The organism is Acetobacter sp. P1H12_c, from assembly GCF_018811975.1.
In the GTDB taxonomy this organism is placed as follows: domain Bacteria; phylum Pseudomonadota; class Alphaproteobacteria; order Acetobacterales; family Acetobacteraceae; genus Acetobacter; species Acetobacter persici.
In genome coordinates this window covers 325175-352041 of record NZ_JACRVR010000001.1, presented here as the reverse complement: position 1 = coordinate 352041, position 26867 = coordinate 325175, and the positions used below count along the sequence as shown (strand labels likewise).

At 59.1% G+C, this 26867-nt stretch carries 22 protein-coding genes; 13 read left to right on the top strand and 9 right to left on the bottom strand.

Annotation, left to right across the window (positions count from 1 at the left end):
• Positions 1-85: 85 nt before the first annotated feature.
• Positions 86-1666, top strand: a complete 1581-nt coding sequence (locus KP699_RS01640) for a carbohydrate porin (protein ID WP_374196866.1) — start codon at positions 86-88, stop codon at positions 1664-1666.
• A 245-nt stretch (positions 1667-1911) separates the two neighbouring features.
• The gene (locus KP699_RS01635) at positions 1912-3996 is read left to right on the top strand and encodes an FUSC family protein (RefSeq protein ID WP_215761414.1); all 2085 of its coding nucleotides are present in this window, start codon (positions 1912-1914) and stop codon (positions 3994-3996) included.
• 67 nt (positions 3997-4063) lie between these two features.
• Here the strand turns inward: KP699_RS01635 and KP699_RS01630 are convergent, their stop codons facing one another.
• The 4 genes from KP699_RS01630 to KP699_RS01615 all read right to left on the bottom strand — a co-directional run bounded on the left by KP699_RS01630 (position 4064) and on the right by KP699_RS01615 (position 6925).
• Positions 4064-4210: a hypothetical protein gene (locus KP699_RS01630; RefSeq protein ID WP_308164757.1), complete on the bottom strand. Its 147-nt coding sequence runs from the start codon at positions 4208-4210 to the stop codon at positions 4064-4066.
• Between the two features lie 523 nt (positions 4211-4733).
• On the bottom strand, positions 4734-5321 hold the full coding sequence (locus tag KP699_RS01625) for a DNA-3-methyladenine glycosylase I (protein ID WP_215761413.1): 588 nt from the start codon (positions 5319-5321) through the stop codon (positions 4734-4736).
• A gap of 71 nt (positions 5322-5392) precedes the next feature.
• Positions 5393-5827 carry a cupin domain-containing protein gene (locus KP699_RS01620; RefSeq protein WP_215761412.1) on the bottom strand — a complete coding sequence of 145 codons (435 nt, stop codon included), beginning with the start codon at positions 5825-5827 and terminating at the stop codon, positions 5393-5395.
• A gap of 78 nt (positions 5828-5905) precedes the next feature.
• A complete protein-coding gene (locus KP699_RS01615; protein WP_215761411.1) occupies positions 5906-6925 on the bottom strand; it encodes a zinc-binding alcohol dehydrogenase family protein in 1020 nt (339 codons plus the stop codon).
• Positions 6926-7027: 102 nt separating this feature from the next.
• On the opposite strand from KP699_RS01615, the gene KP699_RS01610 reads away from it, so the two are divergent.
• The 9 genes from KP699_RS01610 (at position 7028) to KP699_RS01570 (ending at position 17786) form a co-directional block, all read left to right on the top strand.
• Entirely contained in the window at positions 7028-7381 is a 354-nt protein-coding gene (locus tag KP699_RS01610; RefSeq protein ID WP_212354043.1) for a helix-turn-helix domain-containing protein, read from the top strand.
• 101 nt (positions 7382-7482) lie between these two features.
• Complete coding sequence (locus tag KP699_RS01605; protein WP_215761410.1) at positions 7483-9555, top strand: triacylglycerol lipase; 2073 nt, start codon at positions 7483-7485, stop codon at positions 9553-9555.
• A complete protein-coding gene (locus KP699_RS01600) occupies positions 9555-10592 on the top strand; it encodes a DUF4105 domain-containing protein (RefSeq protein ID WP_215761409.1) in 1038 nt (345 codons plus the stop codon). Before KP699_RS01605 ends, KP699_RS01600 begins: the two co-directional genes overlap by 1 nt.
• Before the next feature lie 164 nt (positions 10593-10756).
• Complete coding sequence (locus KP699_RS01595; protein ID WP_215761408.1) at positions 10757-11998, top strand: cytochrome b N-terminal domain-containing protein; 1242 nt, start codon at positions 10757-10759, stop codon at positions 11996-11998.
• Complete coding sequence (locus KP699_RS01590; protein ID WP_215761407.1) at positions 11998-12804, top strand: cytochrome c1; 807 nt, start codon at positions 11998-12000, stop codon at positions 12802-12804. The genes KP699_RS01595 and KP699_RS01590 overlap by 1 nt, the downstream gene beginning before the upstream one ends.
• Positions 12804-13451: a ubiquinol-cytochrome c reductase iron-sulfur subunit gene (gene petA, locus KP699_RS01585; RefSeq protein WP_077930596.1), complete on the top strand. Its 648-nt coding sequence runs from the start codon at positions 12804-12806 to the stop codon at positions 13449-13451. The genes KP699_RS01590 and petA overlap by 1 nt, the downstream gene beginning before the upstream one ends.
• Before the next feature lie 24 nt (positions 13452-13475).
• Complete coding sequence (locus KP699_RS01580; RefSeq protein ID WP_077930597.1) at positions 13476-13688, top strand: heavy-metal-associated domain-containing protein; 213 nt, start codon at positions 13476-13478, stop codon at positions 13686-13688.
• Between the two features lie 407 nt (positions 13689-14095).
• Positions 14096-16069: a TonB-dependent siderophore receptor gene (locus KP699_RS01575; RefSeq protein WP_374196864.1), complete on the top strand. Its 1974-nt coding sequence runs from the start codon at positions 14096-14098 to the stop codon at positions 16067-16069.
• Positions 15987-17786: an ABC transporter ATP-binding protein/permease gene (locus KP699_RS01570; RefSeq protein ID WP_215761406.1), complete on the top strand. Its 1800-nt coding sequence runs from the start codon at positions 15987-15989 to the stop codon at positions 17784-17786. The genes KP699_RS01575 and KP699_RS01570 overlap by 83 nt, the downstream gene beginning before the upstream one ends.
• Here KP699_RS01570 and KP699_RS01565 read toward each other — a convergent pair.
• Positions 17755-20127 carry a heavy metal translocating P-type ATPase gene (locus KP699_RS01565; RefSeq protein WP_215761405.1) on the bottom strand — a complete coding sequence of 791 codons (2373 nt, stop codon included), beginning with the start codon at positions 20125-20127 and terminating at the stop codon, positions 17755-17757. The genes KP699_RS01570 and KP699_RS01565 overlap by 32 nt on opposite strands.
• 165 nt (positions 20128-20292) lie before the next feature.
• Between KP699_RS01565 and KP699_RS01560 the strand changes: the two genes are divergently transcribed.
• Positions 20293-22905, top strand: coding sequence for a hypothetical protein (locus tag KP699_RS01560; protein ID WP_215761404.1), 2613 nt, complete (start codon positions 20293-20295; stop codon positions 22903-22905).
• Between the two features lie 94 nt (positions 22906-22999).
• Complete coding sequence (locus KP699_RS01555) at positions 23000-23344, top strand: metal-sensitive transcriptional regulator (RefSeq protein ID WP_215761403.1); 345 nt, start codon at positions 23000-23002, stop codon at positions 23342-23344.
• Positions 23345-23361: 17 nt separating this feature from the next.
• Here KP699_RS01555 and KP699_RS01550 read toward each other — a convergent pair whose 3' ends face one another.
• From KP699_RS01550 to KP699_RS01535, 4 genes are all read right to left on the bottom strand, one after another.
• Entirely contained in the window at positions 23362-23676 is a 315-nt protein-coding gene (locus KP699_RS01550) for a hypothetical protein (protein ID WP_215761402.1), read from the bottom strand.
• 30 nt (positions 23677-23706) lie between these two features.
• Positions 23707-24510 carry a copper resistance protein B gene (locus tag KP699_RS01545; protein ID WP_215761401.1) on the bottom strand — a complete coding sequence of 268 codons (804 nt, stop codon included), beginning with the start codon at positions 24508-24510 and terminating at the stop codon, positions 23707-23709.
• On the bottom strand, positions 24507-26348 hold the full coding sequence (locus KP699_RS01540; RefSeq protein WP_215761400.1) for a copper resistance system multicopper oxidase: 1842 nt from the start codon (positions 26346-26348) through the stop codon (positions 24507-24509). The genes KP699_RS01545 and KP699_RS01540 overlap by 4 nt, the downstream gene beginning before the upstream one ends.
• A 75-nt stretch (positions 26349-26423) precedes the next feature.
• The gene (locus KP699_RS01535) at positions 26424-26816 is read right to left on the bottom strand and encodes a hypothetical protein (protein WP_215761399.1); all 393 of its coding nucleotides are present in this window, start codon (positions 26814-26816) and stop codon (positions 26424-26426) included.
• Positions 26817-26867: the final 51 nt, after the last annotated feature.

The window sequence follows — 26867 nt, the reverse complement described above, 5'->3', positions numbered from 1 at the left end:
ACATCCCACCACAGGAGTGTTGTTCAGAATCCGTCCCACAGGAAACAGAAGCAGTATGCGGCCCGCCTTACTCACCAGCCTTGTTATGCCTGTTACACGGCCTTTGCGGCGGTCTGTTGTGGTTTTTGGCACCGCTCTGTCCTGCCTGAGCAGTCTGCTCCCGGCAAGCGGGCTGGCGCAGAGTCCGGCGGAAGATCAGGTTGAGCAGAATCAGGACAGTCTGGGCAATTCCGCCCCGTTCATGAATCAGGCTGGCATGGGGATTACCGTCAAAGGGCTGCATCTGCCGCGCGCCAGCCAGAAAAAAGATGATGATCTGGACACCAGCGATAACCTCCTCGGCACGATGGGCGGCCTGAGAACCTGGCTGTACAAGTATGGCATCACGCTGGATATGGAGGACGTGGAAGAACTGTGGGGCAATACTTCCGGCGGGGCGCCCACCAGTGCAGATGTACGCACAGGGTCCGGCACCGGTCCGGCCTATGACGCCGTTACCGCACCCACCCTGCGGGTTGATCTTGAAAAGCTGATTGGCCTGAAAGGCGGAATCTTTAACATCAGTGCGCTGCAAACACGTGGCCGTTCCATCACGCAGGATCATCTGGCCAATTACAACCCTGTCAGCAGTTATGAAGCCGACCGGTCCACCCGCCTGTTTGAACTCTGGTACCGGCAACTGCTGTTTGACGGAAAACTCGGTATCAAAATCGGGCAGCAGAATCTGGAATCGGAATTCATGCTGACAAACTATGGTGGCCTGTTTCTCAATTCCAATTTTGGCTGGCCCATGGCGCCATCCGTCAATCTGTACAGCGGTGGCCCCTCCTGGCCGTTAGCCTCTCCTGCGTTGCGGGTCCGCTATCATGTGACGCATGCCTTTACCGTTCTGGCGGCTGTGGCGGATGATAACCCGCCGGGTAACCGCTATAATGCCTTCACGATCCAGAATGGCGGCAACACGGCGGACCAGACCAATCAGGTCACGCATGATGGCAGCGGAACCCGTTTTAACACAGGCTCCGGAGCGTTGCTGATCGGGGAGTTGCATTACACGCTCAACCGCCAGCCTGAAGACCTTTCAGACGCCACAAAAGATCCCGGCCTGCCCGGCATCTACAAGCTTGGCGGGTTTTATGACACGGGGAAATTCCCGGACTATCGCTACAACACCCGTGATCAGCTTATGGGGAAAAACGGCGGCTTTCCACGCTGGGACCGTGGGAACTGGATGGTCTATGCCGTGGTTGACCAGATGGTCTGGCGACCGTCCTACAAATCTGACCGCTCTCTGGGGATATTTGTGCGCGCCACCGGCAATAGCGGAGACCGCAATATGGTCAGTTTTGCCGCCGATGCCGGACTGAACCTGAAAGCCCCCTTTTCCGGCCGCCCGAATGACACGGTAGGGATTGGCTGGGGCGTTGGCCGTTCCAGCTCTGGCTGGCGGCGCTATAACCGCACAGCAAACACGCTTGTCCCCGGTGATGAAAACCATCTGGAAATTACCTATCAGGCGGAGGTCAGGCCATGGCTGGTTGTCCAGCCGGATTTTCAGGAGATATGGAACCCGATGGGGGGGAAAGCCGACCCGCGTTACCCGGCCTCTTCCCGCCGTATCGGGAATGAGACGATTTTCGGACTGCATACGAGTGTCACGTTCTGAATCCCTCCCGCCCGGTTGAAGTGCGGGCCAGAGTGTGAGATAGCGATGTTATAACGCCACTCCGGACTGAGCACACCAGCCCCCAGCGCGATCTGTCCCGCCATTTTTACCGATCCTTCCTCCCCGGGTCTTCACGTCCCGGTTTTCTTTGTTTTTTGCTTGCAGAGCATGCCCTGCCATCCCGCATAATGGCAGGCGTCCGCTTGCTTTTTTCCTGCCCTGTTCCCTCTCCAGCCTGACTGTCCATGAAAAAACACCTGCCTCTTTCCTTCCCCCGTAAACCGACAATCCTGCGGGCTGCCTCCCGCAGCCTGATCCCGTCCGCCATCGCGCACTGGCTGGGTGTGCGGGCCATTGCCATTGCGCCGGAACAGGTTGCCGTGCGGGAAGGGCTGCGTGCCGGGGTCGCGGTGGGGACCGTCATGCTGCTGGCGCTGTACCTGCACATCCCGCTCATGGCGTGGTCCGCCTTTGCTGCGTTCTGGACCTGCCTTGTAGACCCCGGTGGGCTGTTGCGCCCACGACTGGCGACCATGCTGAAATTTGCAGCCCTTGGTACGGTTATCAGCGGGTCCGTTTCTGCGGCGGCGGGGTTTGGGCTTGTGCCTGCTTTTCTGGCCCTCGGCGTGAGCGTCTTTGGCTGCGCACTGGGCCGCCTGCGCGGGGCGATTGCCACACAGATTGGCGTTCTGGCCGCCATCGTCGCGGTGGTGGCCGTCTGTTATCCCTTCCCGCCGGATGTAGCACTCCGGCTCTCCGGCCTGTTTGCACTTGGGGCCATCTGGGCCACGCTGATCTGCGTTCTGGCCTGGCCGGTGGACCCTTATACTCCGCTGCGGCTGGCCTGCGCCGCAGTCCTGCGGGAAGAAGAGCGCATGACGCGCCGTATGCTCGACCTCATGAAGCCGGACGGCCAGAGCAGAAAGCCGCAGCGCGCCTCCGCCGGGGCATTCCGGCGGGAAATCCGCAGCCGGATTGAACGGACACGCGGGCGGATTGAAGTTCTGTCCGCTGATGCCATCGGCAGCCGCACCCGTGCCACGCTGATGCCCGCTGTTGAAGCGTGTGACAGGATTTTTATCGCGCTGATTGCGTTTGAGCATGCCGTTTTGTCGGGTGAAACCTCACGCACGGCCCGCCGCACCGTCCGGGTGGTGACAACCACCCTGCACCGCATGGCGCTGGAAACCCAGCGCCCGGAACCCCGTCCGGAACGCCTGCTCCGGCAGCAGCGCCTGCTGGCCCGCATTGCAGAACAGGAGACAGATCTGTTCAGCAAAGGGGCCCATGTCTGTGCGCAGGCTGTGCAGGACCTGATTACTGCCTGGCAGACTCTCTCCACCCCGCAGGCACACGCAACCGGCCAGACCCGCTCCGGCGCGGCTCGCCCTGCCGCCGTCCCGCGCGCGCAGGGGCTGCGCCATGCCGCACGGCTCTGCGTTTGTGTGCTGATTGCCTATGCGATTTCTCTCAGGCTGAATCTGCCCTACGCCTACTGGGCTATGATGGCGGTGGTGGTTGTTACGCAGCCGCGCGTGACCACAACGCTCCCCCGCACCATTGAGCGGGTTATTGGCAGCATTGCGGGCGGCCTTCTGGCGGCCGTTATGGGCGTACTTCTGCCTGTGTGGAGTATTCTGCTCCTTATCTTCCCGCTGGCGGCGGCGACCATTGCCCTGCGGAGCGTCAATTATGCACTCTGCGTGATGTTCATGACGCAGTTGTTTGTGCTGGTGACTGATCTGGTCAGCCCAGGTCTGGGGTGGGATGTGGCGCTGGCGCGCGCCATTAACAACATTATTGGCAGTCTGGTAGGGCTGGCAGGCTGCCTGCTGCTCTGGCCGGAACGGCGCGATGCCCCTCTGGCCACGCAGGTGGCCGAAGCGTTCCGCGCCAATATCCGCTACGCGGCTCTTGCGACTGGACCTGAAATCCTGAGCTGGTCCCAGATTGAAAGTGCACGCCGTAAGGCGGGCACCACCAGCACGCTTGCGGAAATTCAGTATCAGACAGCACGGCTGGAAGGGCTGCGGCGCTCGGACCAGATTGCCAAAGCGCGGGATATTCTGTTCCTGTTACGCAAACTGGCCGGGGCCGCGAGCGTCTGGTGGATGGAAAAAACACCCGACCTCACACCTGCAGTCCGCCAGCGTGCCGAGCTATACAGCCGCCTTGCAGAACGGTTTGACCCTGCGGAACATTCCCTGTCCAGCACAACAGACCGGCAGGAGCTGCCGCTGGAGGATCTGCTAACACTGCTGGAAAAGCTGGATCTGGCGGATCTGGAAGATGAACATATTGTCGCTGTCAGCCACGGATATCCTCTGTGACTGACAGCGACAGTTTTTATAAGAGTATGGAGAGTTATGGAGACTTAGGCGTTTGAGAGAGGCACTCTTACGCTGCGTAAGAGGCAACCCGGTTCTGGCGGAAGGTCTGCGCGACCTGCCGCGCCAGCATCGCAACATCCGGCTTAATGGCATTATGCAGCGCGCGGACGCTCTCATGCGCTGCATAAAAACGCTGCCCTGCCTCGCCGCTCATCTGGATTGCGGTCCCCAGAAAAACACCGTCTATTTCAATGATTTTTGAAGTACGTATCATGACTGACCTCGAAAACAAAACCCTCTGAGGGGCGTTTCCGCCGGCAGTTTCACTCCCGGCAGATTAGAAGATGTGTCTGTTCTGCACATCCTGACCTTTGACCTGTTGCATTGAGATGCAACATCGCCGGTCCCTGCACATTCGCAGCGTCATCAGCCTGCTCCCTGCATTCATTCCATCCCCGCCGACTGGTGGGGTGAGGCAGACCTTATGAGCAAAAAAAGGGCCCGTCAATAAAGCACGACTCATATTGTTGCTTTACGCACCAAACCTCAAAAGTTTAACATTTAAAAATAGTGTAAATTATTTTCTTATTTTTTAATGGTTTATCGTTATTTTTATCCGGAAATGAAGCGGTCCCTCTCCTGTATCTGAAAGATTTTTTAATGCGAAAAACATTTCACTTTCCTGAGAGACTCCATTCAACACTCTTCCATCGTGCTTAATGCAGGGCGCAGGCGCGCTAACCGGTCACGCCATACCGGAAGCAGGCAGGGTCATGATCCACCACCATGCCAACAGCCTGCATCCATGCATAAACAATCACGGGACCGACAAACTTGAACCCCCGCGCCTTGAGGGCTTTTGAAAGCGCCTGTGATGCAGGCGACTGAGCCAGCACCTGCCCGGTTGTATTGTAGACCGGCGCACCGGGCACCATCCCCCAGCAGAACGTGGAAAAATCCTCCCCCTGCTCCTGCATCGCCAGATAGGCCCGCGCATTGCCAATGGTCGCCTGAATTTTGGCGCGTGCCCGGATAATACCGGGGTCAAGCATCAGACGCTCAACATCGGCCTCTCCAAAACGCGCGACCTGAACAGGGTCAAACTCTGCAAACGCTTTCCGAAATCCGTCCCGCCGCCGCAAAACAGTCAGCCAGGACAGGCCCGCCTGAAACCCCTCCAGCATGAGCATTTCCCACAGCATGCGGCTCTCATGCACGGGCACGCCCCATTCTTCATCATGATACGCGCGCAAAAGCGGACTGGTCTCCGCCCAGCGGCAGCGTGAAACAGGAACATCGGAGGCAGGAGAGGGCTGATGGGTCATTTTTCTTTTCTATACGCTCCTCACCTGTACGTCACAGAAAAGCTGTCGGGTAGGTTTCCCTCCGGCATGCCTCACACCTGCGCAATAAAGCCCGCGGGTGTGCCCTCGGCGGGGTTCAGAAACACCACGTCCTCCGGTGCACGGCGGGGCGTGTCGATTGCCAGAAAAACAACCGGCCCTTTCACAAGCCGCGGCACCGCATGCACAGCCCGGCGCGGAAAGACCAGCAGGTGCCCCGGTGCAAACGGGGCTTCCTCCGCCGGATCATCAATCCAGAATGTGCCTTCTCCGGACAGAACATGCAGCACTTCATCACACTGTGTATGATAATGAGGCGGCACATTCCGATAAATCCGAAAGACTCTGATACTGGCTTCGGGTTTGTCAGTCAGGTACGTATCCAGAAGCATGGTGTCAGCCTGCTCCGGAAAGGCCGCGGCAAGTCTGGTGAGATCAAACCGGCCGCCGGTGCGGTTTAGAGTCATGACATGCTCTTCTACGCTCATAAAAATGCATCTCCTGCTATCAGGCCTGTTTTGAAAGAAAGCCTTTTGCGCTGTTGTTTTTCTGGGTGACTACCGGGATCAGTCTGGAAAACCCTCAAGCACAATTTTGCCTTTTGCCTGACCCCGTTCAATCAGCGCATGGGCCTTGCGCAGCGTGCCCGCGGTAATCGGGCCGAGATTTTCCCCCAGCGTGGTGCGAAGACGCCCTTCATCCACAAGGCGTGAGACCTCATTCAGGATTACGCCCTGCTGGCCCATATCCTCTGTGCCAAACAGGGACCGCGTGAACATCAGTTCCCAGTGCAGGGAGAGGCTTTTTTTCTTAAACGGCAAGGCATCCAGTGTTGCGGGGTCATCAATCAGACCAAAGCGCCCTTGTGGGGCCAGCAGCGCAATACTGTCTGCCAGATGCTGCTCTGTCTGCGTGGTAGAAAACACAAAGGCAGGGCTCCCGGCAGACAGGGCCGCAACCTGCGGGGCCAGTGGCCTGCTGTGGTCAATAACCAGCTGTGCGCCAAGATCCGTCACCCAGTCTCGCGTTTCCGGGCGGGAGGCTGTGGCGATGACGGTCAGATCCGTCAGCGCTCTGGCAAGCTGAATGGCCATGGAGCTGACGCCCCCTGCACCCCCAATAATCAGAATGGCCGGTGCCGCACCGGGCACCGGCTGATGGACCGTCAGACGATCAAACAGCATTTCCCACGCTGTCAGGGCCGTCAGTGGCAGGGCGGCGGCTTCCGCCCAGTTCAGGGAACGCGGTTTACGGCCCACAATCCGTTCATCAACCAGATGCCGTTCGGCATTGGTGCCGGAACGGTTTAACGCTCCTGCATAAAAAACTTCATCCCCAACAGCAAAATCCGTAACCTCCGGGCCGGTCCCGACAACCGTTCCGGCGGCATCCCAGCCCAGAACCTTCCAGCCCCCCAGCTCCGCTGTTGCCGTGCGCCGCACTTTTGTATCCACCGGATTAACGGAGATCGCCTTAACGGCCACCAGCAGATCCCGCCCGGTGGCAACGGGTTCAGGCAGATCAATATCCTGAAGGGACGCCGGATTTTCTATGGGAAGCGGTGTCTGATACCCGATGGCACGCATGATGTCTGCTCCTGATGTTGAACCTTCAGGAGAGTGGGCGGTATGATCCGTCCTCACAAGAACGCACTTTTAACGCCCCTAGTATCGGAAATGATACCGTCCATGCCCCGTATTCGTCATAAATCTCTGGATTGCAGCCCCGGCTGCGCGGTTGAAGCAACGCTTCAACTTATCGATGGAAAATGGAAAGGCGTGATCCTGTATCATCTGTTTGAAGGCACGCTCCGCTTCAACGCCATCCGCAAACGTCTGCCCAATATTACCCAGCGCATGCTTACGGCGCAGTTACGGGAGCTGGAGCATGACGGATTTGTTCTGCGGACGGTGTATCCGGAGGTGCCACCAAAGGTGGAATACAGCCTGACCGCCCGTGGGCGGACGCTTGAGCCCGTTATCATGGCGCTCAAAAAATGGGGGGATGAACAGACGGAATTCGCTCACCGGGAGACCCCATAACACCAGGAGCCAGAGCAGGAGGCCCGCACAGGCGTTTCAGCATCCGGGAAAACCTTGTAAGGTCTGCGCACAGAACGACGGGAAGCAGTTTGCGACAGGGTATGCACAAAGTTTTTTCCAGAAAACGGCACGCGCAGCACAGCAGATCACGCGCAGCCCCCGTCCTGTTCAGTGCAGCCTTTCTGCTTTTATCCGGGTGTGCGGCTCCGGTTTCCGTCACGCCGCTTTCCCTCCGGCAGGCCTATCAGCACCATAGTCGCAGCGCGCTGAGTGGTGGCACACTCAGCAACACCACCCATACCGTCCTGCAACGCCAGAACCTGCTGCGCACATGGAGAAACCACCCGGCCGAAGCCATTGCCACCCTGCGCAGCCTGACGCAGGCGCATTTTTACGCGCAGGGTCTGGCGGACCAGCTTTTTGCTCTGGCGGAACTGAGTTACATGCAGGCTCACCGGCAGTCGGACCGGGCCGGATTTATGGCTGCCGCCCTGTATGCATATGCCTACCTCAACCCCAATGGTCCGGCGTCTGAGCGGCCAGACGCGTATGATCTGCATGTCCGGCAGGCGTGTGACCTGTATATGCTGGCTTTGACAGAGGCTTTTGGCAGCCCTGTCAGCCTGACGCCACAACGCTGGACGCTGCCGTTCGGCACGCTGGATCTGACTACCACCTCCAGCCAGTTAGTGTGGCATGACCATATTTTGCAGGATATCCGCCCCATGGCGCGGCTCTCCGTCCACGGGCTGGAAAACGTGTACAGCCATACCGGACTGGGTGAGCCCGTCGGCGCGCTTCCTCATGTGGACCACCCGGAAAGCCGCTCTTTCCAGGTCACGGAAAAACTGCGGGTTCCGCTTAATCTGCTTCTGTCTCTAGACACCCCGCGCCAGCAGGTGCTGACCAGCAGCCTCCACGGGCGGCTGGACCTGACACCGATTGATGAAGAACGCCCTGATAACGGGCCTGCGCTCCCCACAGCAGCCTCCGCGCCCGCCGCCCCGCGCCCTATCCCTCTGCAATATGACCAGACAGCGGCCCGCGCGCTCAGCCTGAGCGATACGATGGACTGGTCCGCGGAATATAAAGGCTTTCTGGACGGCCGTTTTTTTGACAATGGCCGCGGGCCGCAGCTCGCCACAATAGAACCGCATCAGGTCGGGCGGATGCCGGTCGTGCTGATCCACGGCACAGCCTCCAGCCCGGCCCGCTGGGCCAATATGGTGAATGATCTGCTGGAAGACCCGGAGATTCGTAAACATTACGAATTCTGGTTTTTCTCCTACGCAACCGGAAACCCCATTCCGTATTCCGCCCTGCAACTCCGCCATGCCATTCAGCAGGCCGTGGCGGACCTTGGGGGCGTAAAAGCAGACCCGGCTCTGAGGAACATCACGCTGATTGGCCACAGTCAGGGCGGCCTGCTGGCCAAGATGCTGGTGGTGGAGAGCGGGGATAAGCTCTGGAAGGGCATGGCCTCCCGCCCGCTGTCAGACCTGCGGCTGACTGCGGACGCCCGCACACTCTTGCAGGAGGCGCTGTTCCCCTCCCCCATGCCGGACGTGCGGGAGGTGGTGTTTATCTCCACCCCGCAGCATGGCAGTTACATGGCCAATTTCTCTCTGGCCCGCCTTGTCGGCCGGATGGTGACATTTCCGCTGACGGTCAGAGAAGTCACCAAACAGGTGCTGGCCAGTGACCCGAATGTCGCCCGCCTGAACATGAACCCCTGGCGGGTGGGCAGTGTGTACGGCATGTCTCCGCATAGTCTCTTCATCCAGTCCCTTGCGGCACTCCCCGTGGTGCCGGACGTCCGCACCCACTCCATTATTCCCGTTCTGGGCAATGGACCTTTGCAGGACGCTGATGATGGCGTTGTGAAATATGCCAGCGCGCATGTGCCGGATGTTGATTCTGAACTGGTGGTCCGCCATTCCGGCCATTCCACACAGTCCAACCCCATCACCATTGCAGAAATCCGGCGTATCCTGCGCAACCATCTGCTCCGCACACAAAACGAACCGCTGGACGGCGGGGTGATCAGCCAGAGCGATATCACAGCCATTGGCGGGCTGTTTATCCCGACACGCGGCAACGGCCCCGGCACGGCGGAAACGCCTCAGCCCCTTCTGTCTGCAAGCCCCGCCTTACCCGTCAGGACGGCCCGCTGATGACGCAGGCTCCGCGATCCTCCCGCTCCACTCGCAAGACTCCGCGCAGACGCTGGGCCTCCATATTTGCGGGCAGCGCCACGTTCCTGCTGGGCGCGTTTGGCACGCCAGCACTCTATTATTCCACGCTGGAGCCGGACGCCGTGCGGCTGGGGCTGACGGGCCTGTTTCCTGTTCTTCTGGGCACTGCATTCATCCTGCGCGCGCGCCAGAGCGCTCGGCTGGCCCTTGCGGGTGTCAGCGCGGCATTTGCCGTCTGGTACGTCACCGACCCACCGCGAAACAACCGGGACTGGGCCGGTGAATACGCCCTCCCGGCGACAGTCTCGATAGACGGGCGGATGGTGCATCTGCACCATATCCGGAATTTCCTCTATAAAACCCCGTCCGACTACACGCCGCGCTATTATGACGCGGATTACGCACTGGATGATCTCTCCTCCCTTGATCTGGTGACATCCTACTGGGCGGGGGAAAGCATTGCGCATGTGTTCCTCAGCTTTGGCTTCCGGGACGGGCGGCATGTGGCCATGTCCATTGAAACGCGCCGCCAGAAGAAATTTCCCTATTCCGCCCTTGCCGGGTTCTTCCACCATTATGAACTGTTTTACGTGGTAGCGGATGAGCGGGATCTGATTGGTGTGCGGACAGATATCCGCAAGGAGCGTGTTTATCTCTACAGTGTGCTTCTCTCCGCTCAGGCCAGAGAGCGGCTGTTCCGCAGTTATCTGGAAGAAGTCGATCACCTCTCCCACACACCGGAATGGTATAATACGCTCACCTCCAACTGCACGACGGGCATCCTTACCCGCGCGCAGGCCAGTTTCCGCTACCGGCTGGACTGGCGGGTTCTGCTCAGCGGCTATACCGCCTCCCTCGCCTACAGGCTTGGCCTGCTGGATACCCATCTGGACTTCCGCACCCTGCATGAGCACAGCCGCATCCACAGACCAGACGGTGCCACGCCCGGCCCGGACTATTCCTCAGAAATCCGGCAAACACTGCCAATGGAAACAGATCCCGCCGCCAGCAGATAAGGCTTATCGGCCTGCCTCTACAAAAACGATTCATTTACGAAACGGGAAATCTTTGAGCACCGCACCATTCGTGCCACAATAGGGTCTGCATCACAGGCAAACCGGCTTCCCACGCTCTGGCGAAACCGGACGATGAAAGGACTGTAGTAAGGTGGATGGTGTGCATGAAACAGCCTGAGTTACGGGATAAAGCCGCCACAGGCGCTGCCTCTGCGGAGCCCCCCGCAGGCTGGGTAGAGCAGCGGCTGCCGGTTGTCTCTGCATTCCGTAAGGAATATGTGGACTTCCCCATGCCCCGCAACCTGAACTGGCTGTGGAATTTTGGCGCTATTCTGGTGGTTGTGCTGCTGCTAATGCTGGCAACCGGCATTTTTCTGGCCATGAACTACACTCCCACCAGTGCAGGCGCCTTTTTTTCTGTTGAAGCCATAGACCGCCAGCTTTCCGGGGGCTGGCTGCTGCGCGGCATGCATATGACGGGGGCCAACCTGTTTCTGGCGGCCCTGTATATCCATCTGTTTCGCGGGCTTTATTACGGGTCCTACAAAGCCCCGCGTGAGCTTTTGTGGCTAAGCGGCCTTGTGCTGCTGGTTATGGTCATGGTGACGGCCTTTGCAGGTTACATCCTGCCGTGGGGCCAGATGTCCTACTGGGGGGCGGACGTTGTGACCAAAGCCGTCGGGGCCGTGCCGGTTCTTGGCGGAACGCTGGAGCATGTGCTGACCGGCAGTGACCATCTGGGCGATATCTTCCTGCACCGCTTTTTTGTGCTGCACTTCCTGATGGCGTTTCTGGTGGTGGCTGTTGTGGGGCTGCACGTGGCCTGCGTGCATGTGACAAAACCCAACAACCCGACAGGGGTTGAACCGAGAACCCCAAAGGAGACTCTCCCCTTCCACCCTTACTACACCAGCAAGGATCTTATCGGGCTGGTTGTTTTTGCGATGGTCTTCTGCGCCCTGCTGTTCTTCTGGCCCGGCCTGCTGACGGAGCCGGACAACTACGCTCCGGCTGACCCGCTGCACACCCCCGCCAATATTGAACCAGAATGGTATTTCCTGCCGTTTTACGGCCTGCTTCAGTCCGTGCCATCCAAGTTCGGCGGCCTGCTGGCCGCGGCAGGGTCACTCCTTGTGCTGTTTGCCCTGCCCTGGCTGGACCGCTCCCCCGTGCGCTCAGCCCGGTTCCGCCCCATCTGCCGCCCGGCGCTGCTGGGACTGGTGCTCTCCTTTGTGCTGCTGGCCCTCGTAGGGAAACATCACGCCACAGGGGCATGGATGCTGGTCGGGCGTCTGTCCGCCCTGTATTATTTTGGATATTTTCTGGTGATCCTGCCACTGGCCTCACGATTTGAAAAACCACGCCCTCTGCCAGCCTCCATTACTGCTGCGGGGGGAGACGCCTGATGGCCAAATTCCCTGCATCACGCGCCACGGCCCTGAGTGCGGCTCTGCTGGCCAGCCTGCCGCTTCTGGCGCAGGCCGCCCCGGCCACGCCGCCCGTGCCACCACACCAGAAATGGAGCTTTGAAGGGCCGGTAGGGCAGTTTGACCAGAAAAGCCTGCAACGCGGCTTTGTGGTCTTTCATGAAATCTGTTCATCCTGCCACGGGATGCGCAGCGTAACCTATCATGACCTGCTGGGGATCGGCCTTTCCCCAAAGGCCGTGACGGACCTTGCCCACACCAGACAGATTGCGGGACCACCGGACGCCGCAGGCCACCCGACGCTACGCCCCGGCCTGCCCGATGACCATCTGACATCCCCTTTCCCCAGTGAAGCCGCTGCCGCAGCCATGATGGGCGGCGTGGCCCCGCCAGACCAGTCCCGGCTGGCGGCCATCCAGCCGCATGGAGCAGACTGGCTCTATGCTTTTCTGACAGGCTACCGCATGCCCCCGCCCCCCGGCGCGCCGGTTGTGCCGGGCAAGTTCTATAATGACTGGGCAGACGGGCATCTGGTCGGGATGCCGCCCCCGCTTTCTGATGATGCGGTTGAATTCCCGGATGGTACCCCCGCCACCGCCGCACAGCAGGCGCGGGACGTGACAACCTTTCTGGTCTGGGCGTCTGACCCGCACCGGAATGACAGGCACCGGATTGGCCTGTATGTTTTTGCCTATCTGAGTGGCCTGCTGTTACTGGCCATTGCCTGGAAGAGAAAAATCTGGAAACGCGGCGCCACACGGAACGCACAGGATACCCACGACTGATGACACACCCAGCAGATGACACCCAACCCACCGGGCAGGAGCAGGACAACGCGGCTGGCCGTCGTGATTTTCTTGGCATGGTCACCACAGCCGGGACCGTCACCGGTCTGGCCGCCTGCGCCATTCCGTTTGTTGCCAGCCTGAAACCGCAGGACAGCGCCGCCGCCCACCTGCCGGTAGAAATTGACCTCTCCAAACTCGCCCCCGGCCAGCAGATGACCGCTGTCTGGCAGGGCAAACCGATTTTTATTCTGCGCCGCACGCCGGAAGACCTCGCAAAGCTGCAAAGCCCGCAACTGGTTGACCAGCTCAGGGATGCCGGGTCCGACGCCCTGCAACAACCAACCTATGCGCGCAACTGGCACCGTTCCCTTGTGCCGGAATATGGCGTGTATGTTGGCATCTGCACGCATCTGGGCTGTGTGCCGGCCTACACAGCCCCCGCCGCAGCACCGGACCAGACGGGCCGTTACGCCTGCCCCTGCCACGGCTCACAGTTTGATCTGGCCGGGCGGGTATTTAAAGGCGCACCGGCCCCTTATAATCTGCCCGTCCCGCCGCATGTCATGCCAACGCCGACCACCCTGCGGCTTGGAGAAAACCCTAAAGGAGAAAGCTTTGATTTCTCCACGATTGAGCAGATCTGACCCACCACCCAAGGAGCCAAGACGATGGTAAAAACAGAAACATTTGTTGTTGAAGGCATGTCCTGCACCGGCTGCTCCAGCAAGCTGAAAAAAGCTCTGGAAGCCCTGAATGGCGTTTCCGAAGCCGATGTTGTGCTGGACGGTGGCACAGTCACCATCCAGTATGATCCAGCTCTGGTCACGCCTGAAAAATTTGCGGAAACAGTTGAAGATCTGGGGTTTGATCTGGCCTCCTGAGGTCAGCCGACACCCCTGTGCCTTTTGCTTTCCTGCCGAACGGCGTCATGACGCCGTTCGGCTTCCGCGCACGTCAGCTTGCCAGCGTTTGCCACTATGCCGTTGTTTTAGGCGTGCTTTCTGCTGGCGTCTGGCGCCCTGTATCCGCACAGGCCCAAAAGTCTTCCAGTGTTCAGGTTGCCCCGCATCGGTCGGGCCGCCTGCTCTGCACGCGGTCCCTGTGCTCCCTGCGCCCATCCAGAGCGGCGGCGCAAAAAAAGACGCTCTCTGCCTCACGAAAAAACCCATTACCGGCCACCGGGCACACGGCCCTGCCTGCACCGTCTGAGGCGGGAGCGCCGGAAACAACGGAAGTCCTTGGCAGCAGCCATTCCTATACGGCCCCCACAGCAGATGTCTGGGGAAAAATGCCTGTAGCGCTCAAGGATATTCCACAGTCGATTTCTGTCCTGACACAGCAGCGCATGCAGGACTCCAATATGCTGACCATGACAGATGCCATGCGTCAGATGAACGGCATCCGCGTCCTGCCCGGTTCAACCACCAATTCCAATTTCTATTCCCGCGGCTATCAGATGACGACCTCCGTGGACAGCACCCCCGGTGCCGCCGGAACCTTGAATACAGCGAGTTTTGATCTGTCGATGTATGACCGGATTGAAGTGCTGCGCGGCTCTTCCGGTCTGCTACAGGGCGGAGGCTCACCGGGCGGCGTGGTCAATCAGGTGACGAAAAAGCCGGGGCAGGATTTTGCCGTCAACGGCGCAGCAACACTCGGCAGTTTTCAGAATTACCGTGCGGATATTGATCTTACGGCCCCGCTCAACGCCTCCAGAACCCTGCGTTTCCGCACTGCCGATCTGTTTCAGGATAATCATTACTTTTATCAATACGCCCATTCCCGCAAATGGCAGGCCTATGGCGCGCTGGAGTGGGATATTACACCCTCCACCACCGTCCTTGTCTCCCACGCAGCACAGCAGCAGGATGTGACTGCGCCGTATTACGGGTTACCCATCACCACCACCCGCACACTCTGGTACGGGAGCCGGGACGCCAACCCGTCCCAGACATGGGGATACAGCAATTACATGACCCAGCAGACCATTGCGTCCCTCACGCAGACACTGCGGGGAGACTGGAAGCTGACGGCGCGTGGCACGTTTTATGACCAGAGCTACAACACGCTCTATAATGAACCCTGGACACAGATTGATGCGCAAACAGGCACGCTCCAGTATCGGGACGCCGGTATTGTTGCCATGCGTGGCACCAGCAGCGCGCGCTCAGCCGATATTTATGCCAATGGCAGCTTTCATTTTCTTAACCGCACACACTACGCGCTGTATGGATTCAATTATAATTCCTACAATCAGGTTTCATGCTACGGAAATATACTGAGCGATGCGGTGTATAATTCCGTCAGTCTGAACAACACAAACATCGTGCCCCGCCCTCCGGCAGGCAGCATCAGCTATCAGGAAAGCCCGGATGGCTATGGCACGCGGGACAATGCAACCCAGTGGGGGTTTTACGGGCAGCTCCGGTTTGAAATTATCAAAAATCTTTCCCTCATTCTTGGCGGCCGCGTCTCGCGCTTTTCCGAGCGTATGCGCTCTATTGCCCCTGCTCCCACCAGTAGCTGGAAACCGGAAGCCTATATTCATGGGGAACTCACTCCCTATCTGGGTACGGTTTATCAGATCACGCCCAATATCTCCTGGTACGCCAGCTATTCCAGCATTTTTACGCCGTCTGTGGGTGTTCTGTCCTATCACGGCGGAGGGTTGAAGCCCCAGCGGGGTAATCAGGTGGAAACGGGGTTTAAGGCGGAATATTTTAATGGCCGCCTGAATATCTCCAGCGCGCTGTTCCGTATGGAAAATGTAAACCAGCCTGTGCAGGATCCGGAACATTCCCAGTTTTACATGACAACCGGCCCCATCCGCCGGCAGGGCTGGGAGGCACAGATTGACGGCACAATTCTGCCCAACCTCGATATTTCTATCGGTTACACCTATCTGGATACAAAAGTCTCCAACCCAAAAACATCTGATTTCGGAGGGGTGTTCTCACCCCGGCATATGTTCAAATCATGGATCCATTACACCGTCCCACGCGGGAGGTTGCGCATGCTCAGCCTTGGTGTCGGGCTGGATGCCAACAGCACTTTACGCGGCAGCTACCCCACCACGGTACAGGGCGGGTACATGACGCTGGATGGCATGATTGGCTACCGCATGACGCCTCACATAAAACTCCAGCTGAACGCCACCAATCTGACAAACCGTTTTTATTATGAACGGGCAAGCGGCGTCTGGCAGTTTAATTTTCCCGCCGCCCCGCGCAGCTTTATGGCAACCCTCCGTGCAAACTACTAAGACCCCGCCCCCTCACAGACTGTCCGACTGGAAAGTCATTCTGCCGTACTGGCGTTCTGAAGAAAAATGGCGTGCCTTTGCCATGCTGGGCGGCATTATCGGGCTGTCCTTTTTCTACGTCCGCGCTGCCGTCTGGTTTGGTAAATGGAACCAGTCTTTTTTTGACGCCATGTTTGCCTTCCGGGCACAGGACTGCCTCGCTCTCCTGCCGCCCTATCTGCTGATGTCCGCTCTTTCCACCGCCATCTATGTTGTGCAGATTTATCTGACACAGGTTTTGTCCATGCGGTGGCGGCTGTGGAACACCCGCGTCTATCTGCGCCAGTATCTGTCTCACGAGACTTATTACCGGCTGGAACGTGGTCTGGAACAGGCCGACAACCCCGACCAGCGTATTGCGGATGATCTCTCGCAAATGACAATCTGGACGCTCCGGCTGGGGCTGGACGCCATTCAGGCCATCACCACCCTGATCTCCTTCTCCATTGTTCTGTGGGATGTGGGCGGTACGCTCACCTTCACGTGGCATGGACACACGCTTCATATCCCCGGTTATCTTTTTCTCGGCACGGTGCTGGCCACCCTGCTGACATCCCTCGTGCTGGAACGCTTTGGCGGCCCGCTGGTCAACGCCAATTACCGGCAGCAGCATTATGATGCGGACCTGCGCGCGGGCCTGATGGATGTGCGCCGCAATTCTGAACAGATTGCATTCTACGGCGGGGAAGATGCGGAAAACCTGCGTTTCTCACGCTATCTGGCGCAGATTGCCAGCAACTGGCGCAGCGTTGTGGCGTACACTTGGCGCGCCAACGTCATTACCAGTTTTTTTCATCAAACTGCGTCCTGCCTGCTCTGGGTTATGCTCATCCCCAAAGTGCTAGCTCACACGCTGACCATCGGCCTGTATTCCCGCATCAACGCCGCCTTCATGCAGGCCCGCAGCGGCCTGCAATGGTTTATTGATAACTATACGGACCTCGCGACACTCCGCTCCATCCTGCAACGGCTCAGCGAGTTTGAGCGGGTTGTGGCGCATCCTTTTGAAAAATCCATTCTCCGCCAGACAAGAGCCTCACCCGATGTGCGGATTGAAAATCTTGTTCTCCGGCGGCCCGATGGCTCTGTTCTGACAACGCTGCCGGACCTGACCCTGCGCGCGGGAGAACGCTGGATGATCTGCGGTGCGTCCGGCGTAGGAAAAAGCACACTGTTACGCGCACTGGCCGGTTTATGGGGCTATGGCAGCGGCACAGTGACGTTTGACACGCAACACGCCATGTTTGTCCCGCAGCGGCCTTATGTGCCAGATGGCACGTCCCTCCGGCAGGTACTGAGCTACCCCGCCACGCCAGACCAGTATGACACTGAGGCCTACGAAGCTGTTCTGAAACAGGTTGCGCTGGCTGCCTATCTCCCGAAGCTGGAGGATGAGGCTGAATGGAGCCAGATTTTCTCACCGGGGGAAGAACAGCGGCTGGCCATTGCCCGCGTCCTGCTGGCCCGCCCGCAAATTGTGTTTCTGGATGAAGCAACGTCCGCGCTGGATGAGGCGCAGGAAACGCTGCTTTACACCCTTCTGGTCACACTCCTCCCGCACGCAACACTGGTCAGCGTGGCGCACCATGCGGCCCTGCGCCGCTTCCATCAGGCCGTTCTGACACTCACGCCGGAAGGCACCACGCTCACGCGCGGGACTGAGGCCGCCAGCGGTTGAGCAGCAGGGAATTGCTGACAACCGAGACGGAACTCATTGCCATAGCCGCCCCGGCCACAATCGGGTTCAGCAGCCCGCAGGCGGCCAGCGGCAGGCCGAGAATATTGTAGATAAACGCAAAAAACAGGTTCTGACGGATTTTGGCCAGTGTTGCGCGGGAGAGGGAAATGGCATCCAGAACGCTGGTCAGATCACTTTTCATCAGCACCACATCCGCCGTATCCAGCGCAATAGCGGCCCCCGCCCCGATGGCAAAACCAACATCCGCCGCCGCCAGTGCCGGGGCATCATTAATGCCATCCCCTACCATGCCCACCATGCTGCCTTCGGCACGGTATTTTTGCACGGCCTCGGCTTTATCACCGGGCAGGACACCCGCCATATAGGCGTCCACCCCCACCTGCGCGGCCACAACAGCGGCCGTGCGCTGGTTATCCCCCGTCAGCATGATCACTTTGATACCGGATTTTTGCAGAGATTTTACGGTCGCCACCGAATCCGGCCGCAGAGCATCAGACAATGCGAGATACCCCAGAAGCTGCGCCCCGGAAGCCACCGCGATGACGGTTTTGCCCTCGCCCTCAAGGCGCGCAATCAACACAGTCTCCAGTGTCAGCCCGGCCTCGGATAAAAAGCGGGGGGAGCCCAGACGCGCCAGCGTCTCTCCAATCTGCGCCGTTACCCCTTTCCCCGGAACAGCCTGAAATCCGCTGGCAACAAGGGGCTGGACTGCGTGCGCCTTAGCGTAGTCCGCAACCGCACGCGCCAGAGGGTGCTCTGAATCCTTTTCCAGCGCATAGGCCACCGCCAGAAGCTGCGCGGCCTCAATCTGTGGAGCGGGCAACACTTCACTAACAGTCGGCTTGCCTTGCGTCAGCGTGCCGGTTTTATCGACAATAATGGTGGTCAGCTTTTCCGCATGTTCCAGCGCATCGGCATTGCGGAACAAAATCCCGCAGCGCGCCCCAAGCCCCGTGCCGACCATAATGGCCGTAGGCGTCGCCAGCCCCAGAGAACAGGGGCAGGCAATAACCAGCACGGATACGGCAGAGACAAGGCTCCATGTGGCACTCCCCGTCACCAGCCAGCTCACCAGAAACGTCGCCAGTGCAAGGCTGATCACGACAGGCACAAAAATGTTGGACACCTTATCCGCAAGACGCTGCACACTGGCTTTGGAGCCCTGTGCCTGTTCAACCATTGTCACAATGCGGGACAGCGCTGTTTCAGCCCCCACCCCGGTCGCTTTCATGCGCAGGACACCATTGGCGTTCAGGGTGCCGCCAAAAAGCCTGGCATCGACCTGCTTGAAAACAGGCATGCTCTCGCCCGTCAACATGGCCTCGTTCACCTCAGAAGACCCCTCTACCACCACACCATCCACCGGCACACTCTCACCGGGGCGCACAACCAGCAGATCCCCCACGCGCACCTCTGCCACGGGCCGGTCCACCACAGCACCTGCGCTTTCCACATGGGCAACCTGCGGCTGGAGGCGCAGCAGGCCTTCAATCCCGGCACTGGTCTGATTTTTTGCACGGGTTTCCATCAGCTTTCCGAGGGACACCAGCGTGATGATGGAAACGCTTGCCTCAAAATAAACCGGCTGATGCAGATGGAAGAGCACCACAGCCGCACTAAAGACGTACGCAATGCTCGTGCCCAGCACCACCAGCACATCCATATTGGCAGAGCCGCCCCGCACCGCGTTCCATGCGCGCTGATACAAATGCCGGGCACAGAAAAACTGCACAGGTGTTGCCAGCAGGAGCTGCACCCATCCGGGCATCATGGCCATGCGCCCCAGAACCATGCTCGCCATCTGCACAAAAAACGGCAGAGACAGAGCAGCCGTCAGGAAAAAGCGATTCCGTTCCGTCCGCCAGAGCGCCTGACGCCCGGCATCCGGGTCTTCCAGCACGCCGTTATCCAGCCGTTTTGCGCCAAACCCGGCATTTTCAATCTGGGCGATCACCATTTCCGGTTCGACAATGCCGGGTACGTAGGTCACATGTGCCCGTTCCGTCGCAAAATTCACACTGGCCTGCGTCATGGGCAGTTTATTGAGAATTTTTTCAATCCGCGCCGCACAGGCCGCACAGCTCATACCCGTGAGAGACAGGTCCAGACTCCGCTCCTCCACGGTAAAACCGGCTTTACGGACTGCGGCGACCACCGTTTCTGGCGAGGCCTCCGGCCCGTCCATCTGCACCTGCGCGCGTTCGGACGCAAAATTGACGGTGGCCTGCACGCCCTTCTGACGGTTCAGCACTTTTTCAATCCGCGCCGCACAGGCTGCGCAGGTCATGCCACCAATGGGGAAACTGACAGTCTGTGACACCTTCAGGGCGCTCCTTCTGGGAATTTCAGTCACTTTTATACCCATACGGGGTATAAAAGAAAAAAGAAAACCTCTCATTTTCTGTCATACACTGCGCCGACCCTTCCGCAACACAGACCAGACTGCCCGCATGCAAGAGAGCCTGCCCGTCAGGAGACAAGAGTGATGCCGCGCCTGTCTTTCACCGCGTCATGCCGCATGGGCCTTATGGCCCCGGCCATTCTGGCTGGCGCGCCGCCTCCGGCGCACGCCGCAACACCCCTGCCGTCAGACGTCAGCACGGCCCAGGCTCCAACTCCGACCCTTCCGGCCAGTTCCTCCACAGAGCATATTGATGTGGTTGGCCACAAAGCACGGGGCGAGGCGCTGGGGCACCTGAAGCCGATTATGCAGATCAAAGCCGATGAAATCCGCGCTTACGGGGTCGACTCCGCCTCCGATCTGCTGGACGCCATTTCCCCCGAAACACGCTCAGGGCGTGGCACCGCCGGGAATACGCCCGTTATCCTGTTAAACGGAAAACGTGTGTCCGGCGTGCAGGAACTTCAGGATCTGCCCTTTGAAGCCATTGATCATGTGGAAATTTTTACGGAAGAAGAAGCCCTGAAATACGGCTATTCCGCCAGCCAGAGGGTCGTCAATATCATCACCGCCGAGCATTTCCGGGCGGTGCGTATGCGGCTGGCCGGCACCACCTCCACCGATGGCGGGGGAGAAAGCGGGATGCCCGCGCTCAGCTATACAAAACTGGATGGAGAACGGCGGATTAACCTCAGCGCCCGCTATTCTGACCAGACAGACCTGAAAGACAGCCAGCGTGGCGTGGCCCCCGCACGGGCCAGCGGGTTGTATGCCAATGCGGGCAATGTGACACCGGCAGGAGGCGGCAGTCTGGACCCGGCGCTGGATGCTCTGGCAGGCACGCCCGTGACCGTCGCCGGAGCGCCCTCACTGGCCAGCACACAGCAGCCGAGCCTTCAGGATTTTCTGCCTTACGCCAACCTGCCGCACAGCAATACGGATGCCTCCGCCTACACGCTCCAGCCGGCAGTGCAAAAACTGACGCTGAATGGTGTGATTGCCGGACAGATTTTCAAAACCGTGACGTCATCTCTTAACCTGACATACACCCGGCAGGACCAGCACAGTCTGCAAGGCCCGGCACGCGGCCTTCTGACACTCCCGGCCAGCAATCCGTTTTCTCCTTTTTCAGAAGAGACTTTGCTGTACAGGAATTTTACGGAGGTCTCTCCACTCCGCCAGCAAATCCACACAGAAACAGCGCATGCAGGCCTGAAGTTTGATGGAAACGCCGGGAGCTGGAAATGGAACAGCACCGGCAGTTATGATCGGTCTGAAACCTCAACCCGCAGCCAGACCGGCCTGAACCTGCAAACCGCCCAGACGGACCTGACGGACGGCAGCACAACCCTCAACCCGTTCTCCCGTTTTCCGGCTGGCCTTCTGGCGCAACGCAGCCTGAATACCGGGCATACCACCAGTCATAACGCGCTGATCAGCGGTCTGATGTCGGGCAATGTTTTCGCTCTGCCTGCAGGGGATGTCGCTACCAGTCTCTCCCTGACCGGCTCTGTCATTAACCAGAATGCGCTTTCCACCGTGACAGGCGTAAAATCGGCCAGCCATATCCAGCGGCAGGTCGGCACGTTTCAGTTCAATGCGGATATCCCGGTTGCCAATAGCGCCAGACACGTGCTGTCTTTTCTGGGCAAGCTGGACGGCAACGTGAATGCCGCCGTTAATCAGGTCTCCCGTTTTGGCACATTAGGGACCATTGGCGGCGGTGTGACCTGGGCGCCTCTTGCATGGGTGCAGTTTCCGCTCTCTGTCACCAGCAGTCAGGAAGCGCCGACCGCCTCACAGCTTGTCGCCCCCAGTATCCAGACTCCCAATGTCACCACCTATGATTATGTCACGGGCCAGTCCGTGCAGGTGACAAGCCTGTCTGGCGGGAACCCGAACCTGAAGGCCACCAGCCGGCATGAAGTCAGTCTGGGCACGTTAATCACCCTGCCATTTATTACCGGCGCGCGACTGCATGTGAACTATGTGCATGACACAACCCACAACACCATTCTCTCCCTCCCCACCGCAACCGCCGCCATCGAAAATGCGTTTCCTGACCGTTATCAGCGCAACACGGAAGGCGTTCTGGAAACGGTTGATATCCGCCCGGTCAATGCAGACGGAGAAAGCCGGAGCGAGTGGAATGCGACACTCTCTTTTTCACGCCCGTTGCAGGAAAGCGGAACAGACAAACGCGGCAAATCAAAAAAAGCGCATGGCCGGATTTATCTTGTCGCAACACAGGTCTGGCGGCTGCGGGATACCGTAACACTCCGCCCCGGCCTCCCTGCCATCAACCTGCTGCGTGGCGGCACCATCAGTGGTCTGGGTGGCCAGCCCCGGCATGAAATGGAACTTCAGGGCGGCGTGTATGATAAAGGTCTGGGCATCCGTCTGGTTGGAAAATGGCAGGCGGGAACGTCAACTGTTGCGTCCTCCGCGTCTGACAGCCTGTATTTCAGCGCGCTCGGCACGCTGGATGCAACAGTTTTTGCGGATCTGGGCGAACTGCCCCACTGGCAGGACCGAAAATGGGCGAAAAATTTTCGCCTGTTTCTGTCCGTCGATAATCTTTTTAATGAACGCATCCATGTCCATAACGGCAAAGGCAGTACACCCGCTGGCTACCAGCCCGCCTTTATGGACCCGCTGGGCCGCACCATTACGGTTTCCATCCGCAAGACCGTCTAAAACACCCGCCTTACAGAAAGCCGATATATCTGCCTGCGGATAGCAGGAGCGGCGGTGACCTGCTAAGAGGCAGCAGTCAGAGAAAGGGGACATCATGGCAACGCAACACCGGGCCACACAGCCCCAGGCAAAATGTGAGACGTGTGAAAGCGACAGCACCAGTGAAAAACGCGTGCAGCAACCACACAAAAAAGCCCTGACCAACCGCTTACGGCGGATTGAAGGGCAGATTGGCGGCGTGCTGAACATGGTGGAGCAGGACCGCTATTGCGTTGATATTCTCATGCAGATTTCCGCTATCAAATCCGCACTGGATGGCGTGGCAACGGAAATCCTCTCCACCCACGCCAATGGCTGCGTGCGCAAAGCCGTGCAGGAAGACGGCGGGGAAGAGGCGATTGAGGAACTGCTGCGCGTTGTCCGCAGAATGATCCGCTAAGCCTCCTCCCTTTCAGTTTAACGCTCCAGCGTGGCCTGCGGAGCGCCCTGAGCAGGCATATCCATGCCCGCGTTCATTTTGTCACATACGGCTTTCTGCGCCTGCTGGGTCGTAGTCAAAGCTTTGCCCTGTTTTTGCAGCGTTTCAATCTGGCTGCACACCGCCATCTGCTGTTCCATACTCATGGCCTCCATAGCCTGCTGCGCCGTCTGCCTGGGGGCAGGCTGCGTGCTCTCCTTCATGCTTTGCCCCGGTGCCATCTGCATGGGTTCGGCCTGTGCAACACCGGCCAGAAAAAAAGACGCCATACAGGCAACAACAAAAAATTTCATTGAGAGTATCCTTTTCATTTTAAGAGATTTTCAGAACCAGCTTCGAATACCGAGCGTGAAGCGCAGCGTGCCCTGATCACGCACAATCCGGCGGGCCTGCGTGAGATATCCGGAATAGGTGACGGCAACATACGGCGCGAATTTGCGCCACAGTTCGTATCGCAGGCGCAGACCGGCATCGACATCCGATAACCCTGCCCCCACCTGCCGCCCGGTATCGGACTTGGTGTAGAGATTGAATTCGGCCTGCGGCTGGAGAATGAGCCGGTTGGTCAGCAGAAAATCGTAGGAGCCTTCCAGCCGCGCGCCGAAGCGCCCGCGATCACTGACATAGGCCGTGGCCTGCACCTCAAACTCGTACAGCGCCAACCCCTGCACGCCAAACGCACCCCATGTGCGCGTCGGGCCATCATCAAGGTCTGTCCGCACGCCGCCCTGAAGATTGAAGTAGGGTGAAATCGCGCGGCTGTAGAGCAGTTCATGCTGCCCGTCATGCAGGCGGCCCCGCTCCAGCGTGCCTTCCGTTTTCAGCCAGAGCTTATTGTAGTCAGACCCGAACCACGCCTCCCCATCCCACCGGAAATCCGTGCCTCCGGGCGCATAACGCCCTTCCAGCGCATTCATGATGCCGTGAAAGTAGGTGTCCTGATCCATCACCGGATTGATATGCCCCAGATACACGACCGGCGTGGCAGAAGGCGCATCTGCCGCGTGATACCCAGAGCCGGAGGACTGCGAGGCGGATTGCGCCAGCCCACTCCCCTCCGCTTGTGCGGCTGGCACCGCCCGCACAAGCGCAAGCAGGCAGATACCTGTAAAAATAGCGCGGTTCATTCCACAATCACCGTGCGGAACATGCCTAAATCCATATGGAGCATCAGGTGGCAGTGATACGCCCACATCCCCGGCACATCCGCCGTCACCAGATAGCTCATGCGCGACCCCGGCTGAGAAATAAGCGTGTGTTTATAAGGCTGATACGCCCCCTGCCCGTTTTCCAGCTCACTCCAGAGGCCATGCAGATGGATCGGGTGTTCCATCATGGTGTCATTGATAAGCGTAAACCGGACGCGCTCTCCTTTTTTCAGCCGGATGGGTCCGGATTCTGAAAATTTCCGGCCGTTAAACCCCCAGATATACCGCTCCATATTGCCTGTCAGATGCAGGATAATTTCACGGCTCGGCGGCCGCGGGTCTGCGCCGGGGCGGGTCGCGCGGAGTTGTTTATAGGTCAGCACACGGCGGCCATTCTGCTCCAGCCCGTCACCGGGGCTGCCAAGCCGGTCAACAGGCATGACCGCTACATTCTGATTTTCCACATTGATTGGTGGAGGGCCGGGATCATCCACCTCAAGAGGCGGCATCCTGTGCTGCATGGGGGGCATGGACATGCCGTGCCCCTCCATCCCAGCCATGTTCATACCCGCCATATCCATACCCTGCATGGCGTGATCAGCCTGCCCCCCGGCGGGCGTTCCGCTGCTGCCCGGCATGGGCATGTCTTGCATGCTCTCACCCGGCTTCATGGTGCCCATTCCCATATCAACCATGGTGCGGACGGGGCGCGGGTCCATGGGCGGAACCGGCCCGGCCATGCCCGTACGCGGAGCCAGTGTGCCACGGGCAAACCCTGTCCGGTCCTCGCTCTGGGCAAAAATGGTATAGGCCCGGTCTTCCTGTGGCTGCACGATCACATCGTAGGTTTCCGCCACACCAATGCGGAATTCATCCACCGGCACGGGCTCCACATCATTCCCGTCCGCCTGCACCACCAGCATTTCCAGCCCCGGAATGCGGATATCAAAAAACGTCATGGACGACCCGTTGATAAACCGCAGGCGCACGCGCTCACCGGGGCGGAACAGCCCATTCCAGTTTCCATCCGGAGCATGGCCGTTCAGCAGATAGGTATAGATAATCCCGGTGACGTCGGAGATATCCGTCGCGGCCATCCGCATACGGGACCAGCGCAGCCGGTCCCGCAGAGCGGCACCAGCACCTCCTGCCTCCCGCGCGTCCTTCAGGAAAGACGCTGCCGTGCGCTGGCGAAAGACATAATAATCATCCTGCATTTTCAGGTTGCTGATCATGTCCATGGGGGACACGTCCGTCCATTCGGAGAGCAGGATCACATAATCCCGCTCACACACATGCGGGTCCGGGTGGAGCGGGTCAATTACCACTGCGCCGTACAGCCCCTGTGCTTCCTGCATACCGGAATGGCTGTGGTACCAGTAGGTACCGCTCTGGTGCAGCCTGAAGCGGTAGGTGAATGTCTCTCCGGGTTTGATTCCGGTAAAGCTCAGGCCCGGCACCCCATCCATATCCGATGGCAGGCGGATCCCATGCCAGTGGATGGACGTATCCTCATGCCGCAGCGTGTTGGTGACGTTCACCTCCACCATATCCCCCTGCCGCCAGCGCAGCACAGGGCCGGGCACGGTGCCCCCCACACAGGGGGCGTTCAGAGCCTTGCGGTCAATTTCAATATGGGTACGGCCTACGCTCAGATCCCAGAATGCCGAAGGCTCAGCCGGAATAAGGCCGGCTGGCACCACGGCACCCGCAGAGTGCGCAGGGCGAGGCAGCGCGGCCATCAGCCCGCCAGCCCCCATCCCCGTCACAAACCGACGACGCGTCAGGCCGCCCCGTAAACGGGACGAAGAAAACATTGGAAAAAACCCGGACAGTCACACGCAAACCCCGCTTTTCAGCAGAAAAACGGGACGAATGACGCTGCTCAGCGCCTAGCTGTTTACAAGTCTGGGGGGACGAAGGGGGGGCAACCAGTCCGCCCCGGCAAAGCCCGTCTGTGCGGACATGCTGAAAGTCTGCCCTCTGACCACTGGCCGCAGACCAAAAATCTGGGCCTCAGCCGGAACAGGCACATCCGTTGCCGCCACATGGACATGGCAACATTTGTCATCATGCGGGATGGACTGCGTTTCAGGGTGCGTCATCATGCACTGCGGGTCCATCATGTGGGCTTGTGAGCAGGGCATGGTGCTATGATGCATCATGTTATGATGCGTCTGTGCTTCTCTCTGAGCCTGTGCGGGCGCAATACCCGCCAGCAGTCCCACCTGCATCAGCAGGCAGGCCAGCAGACCAATCCATATCCGGGCCTGTGTCCTGACCATATCAGGGCTCCTGTGCTCAGACGCGAGAACGCAACCATCCTGCTCCCTCTA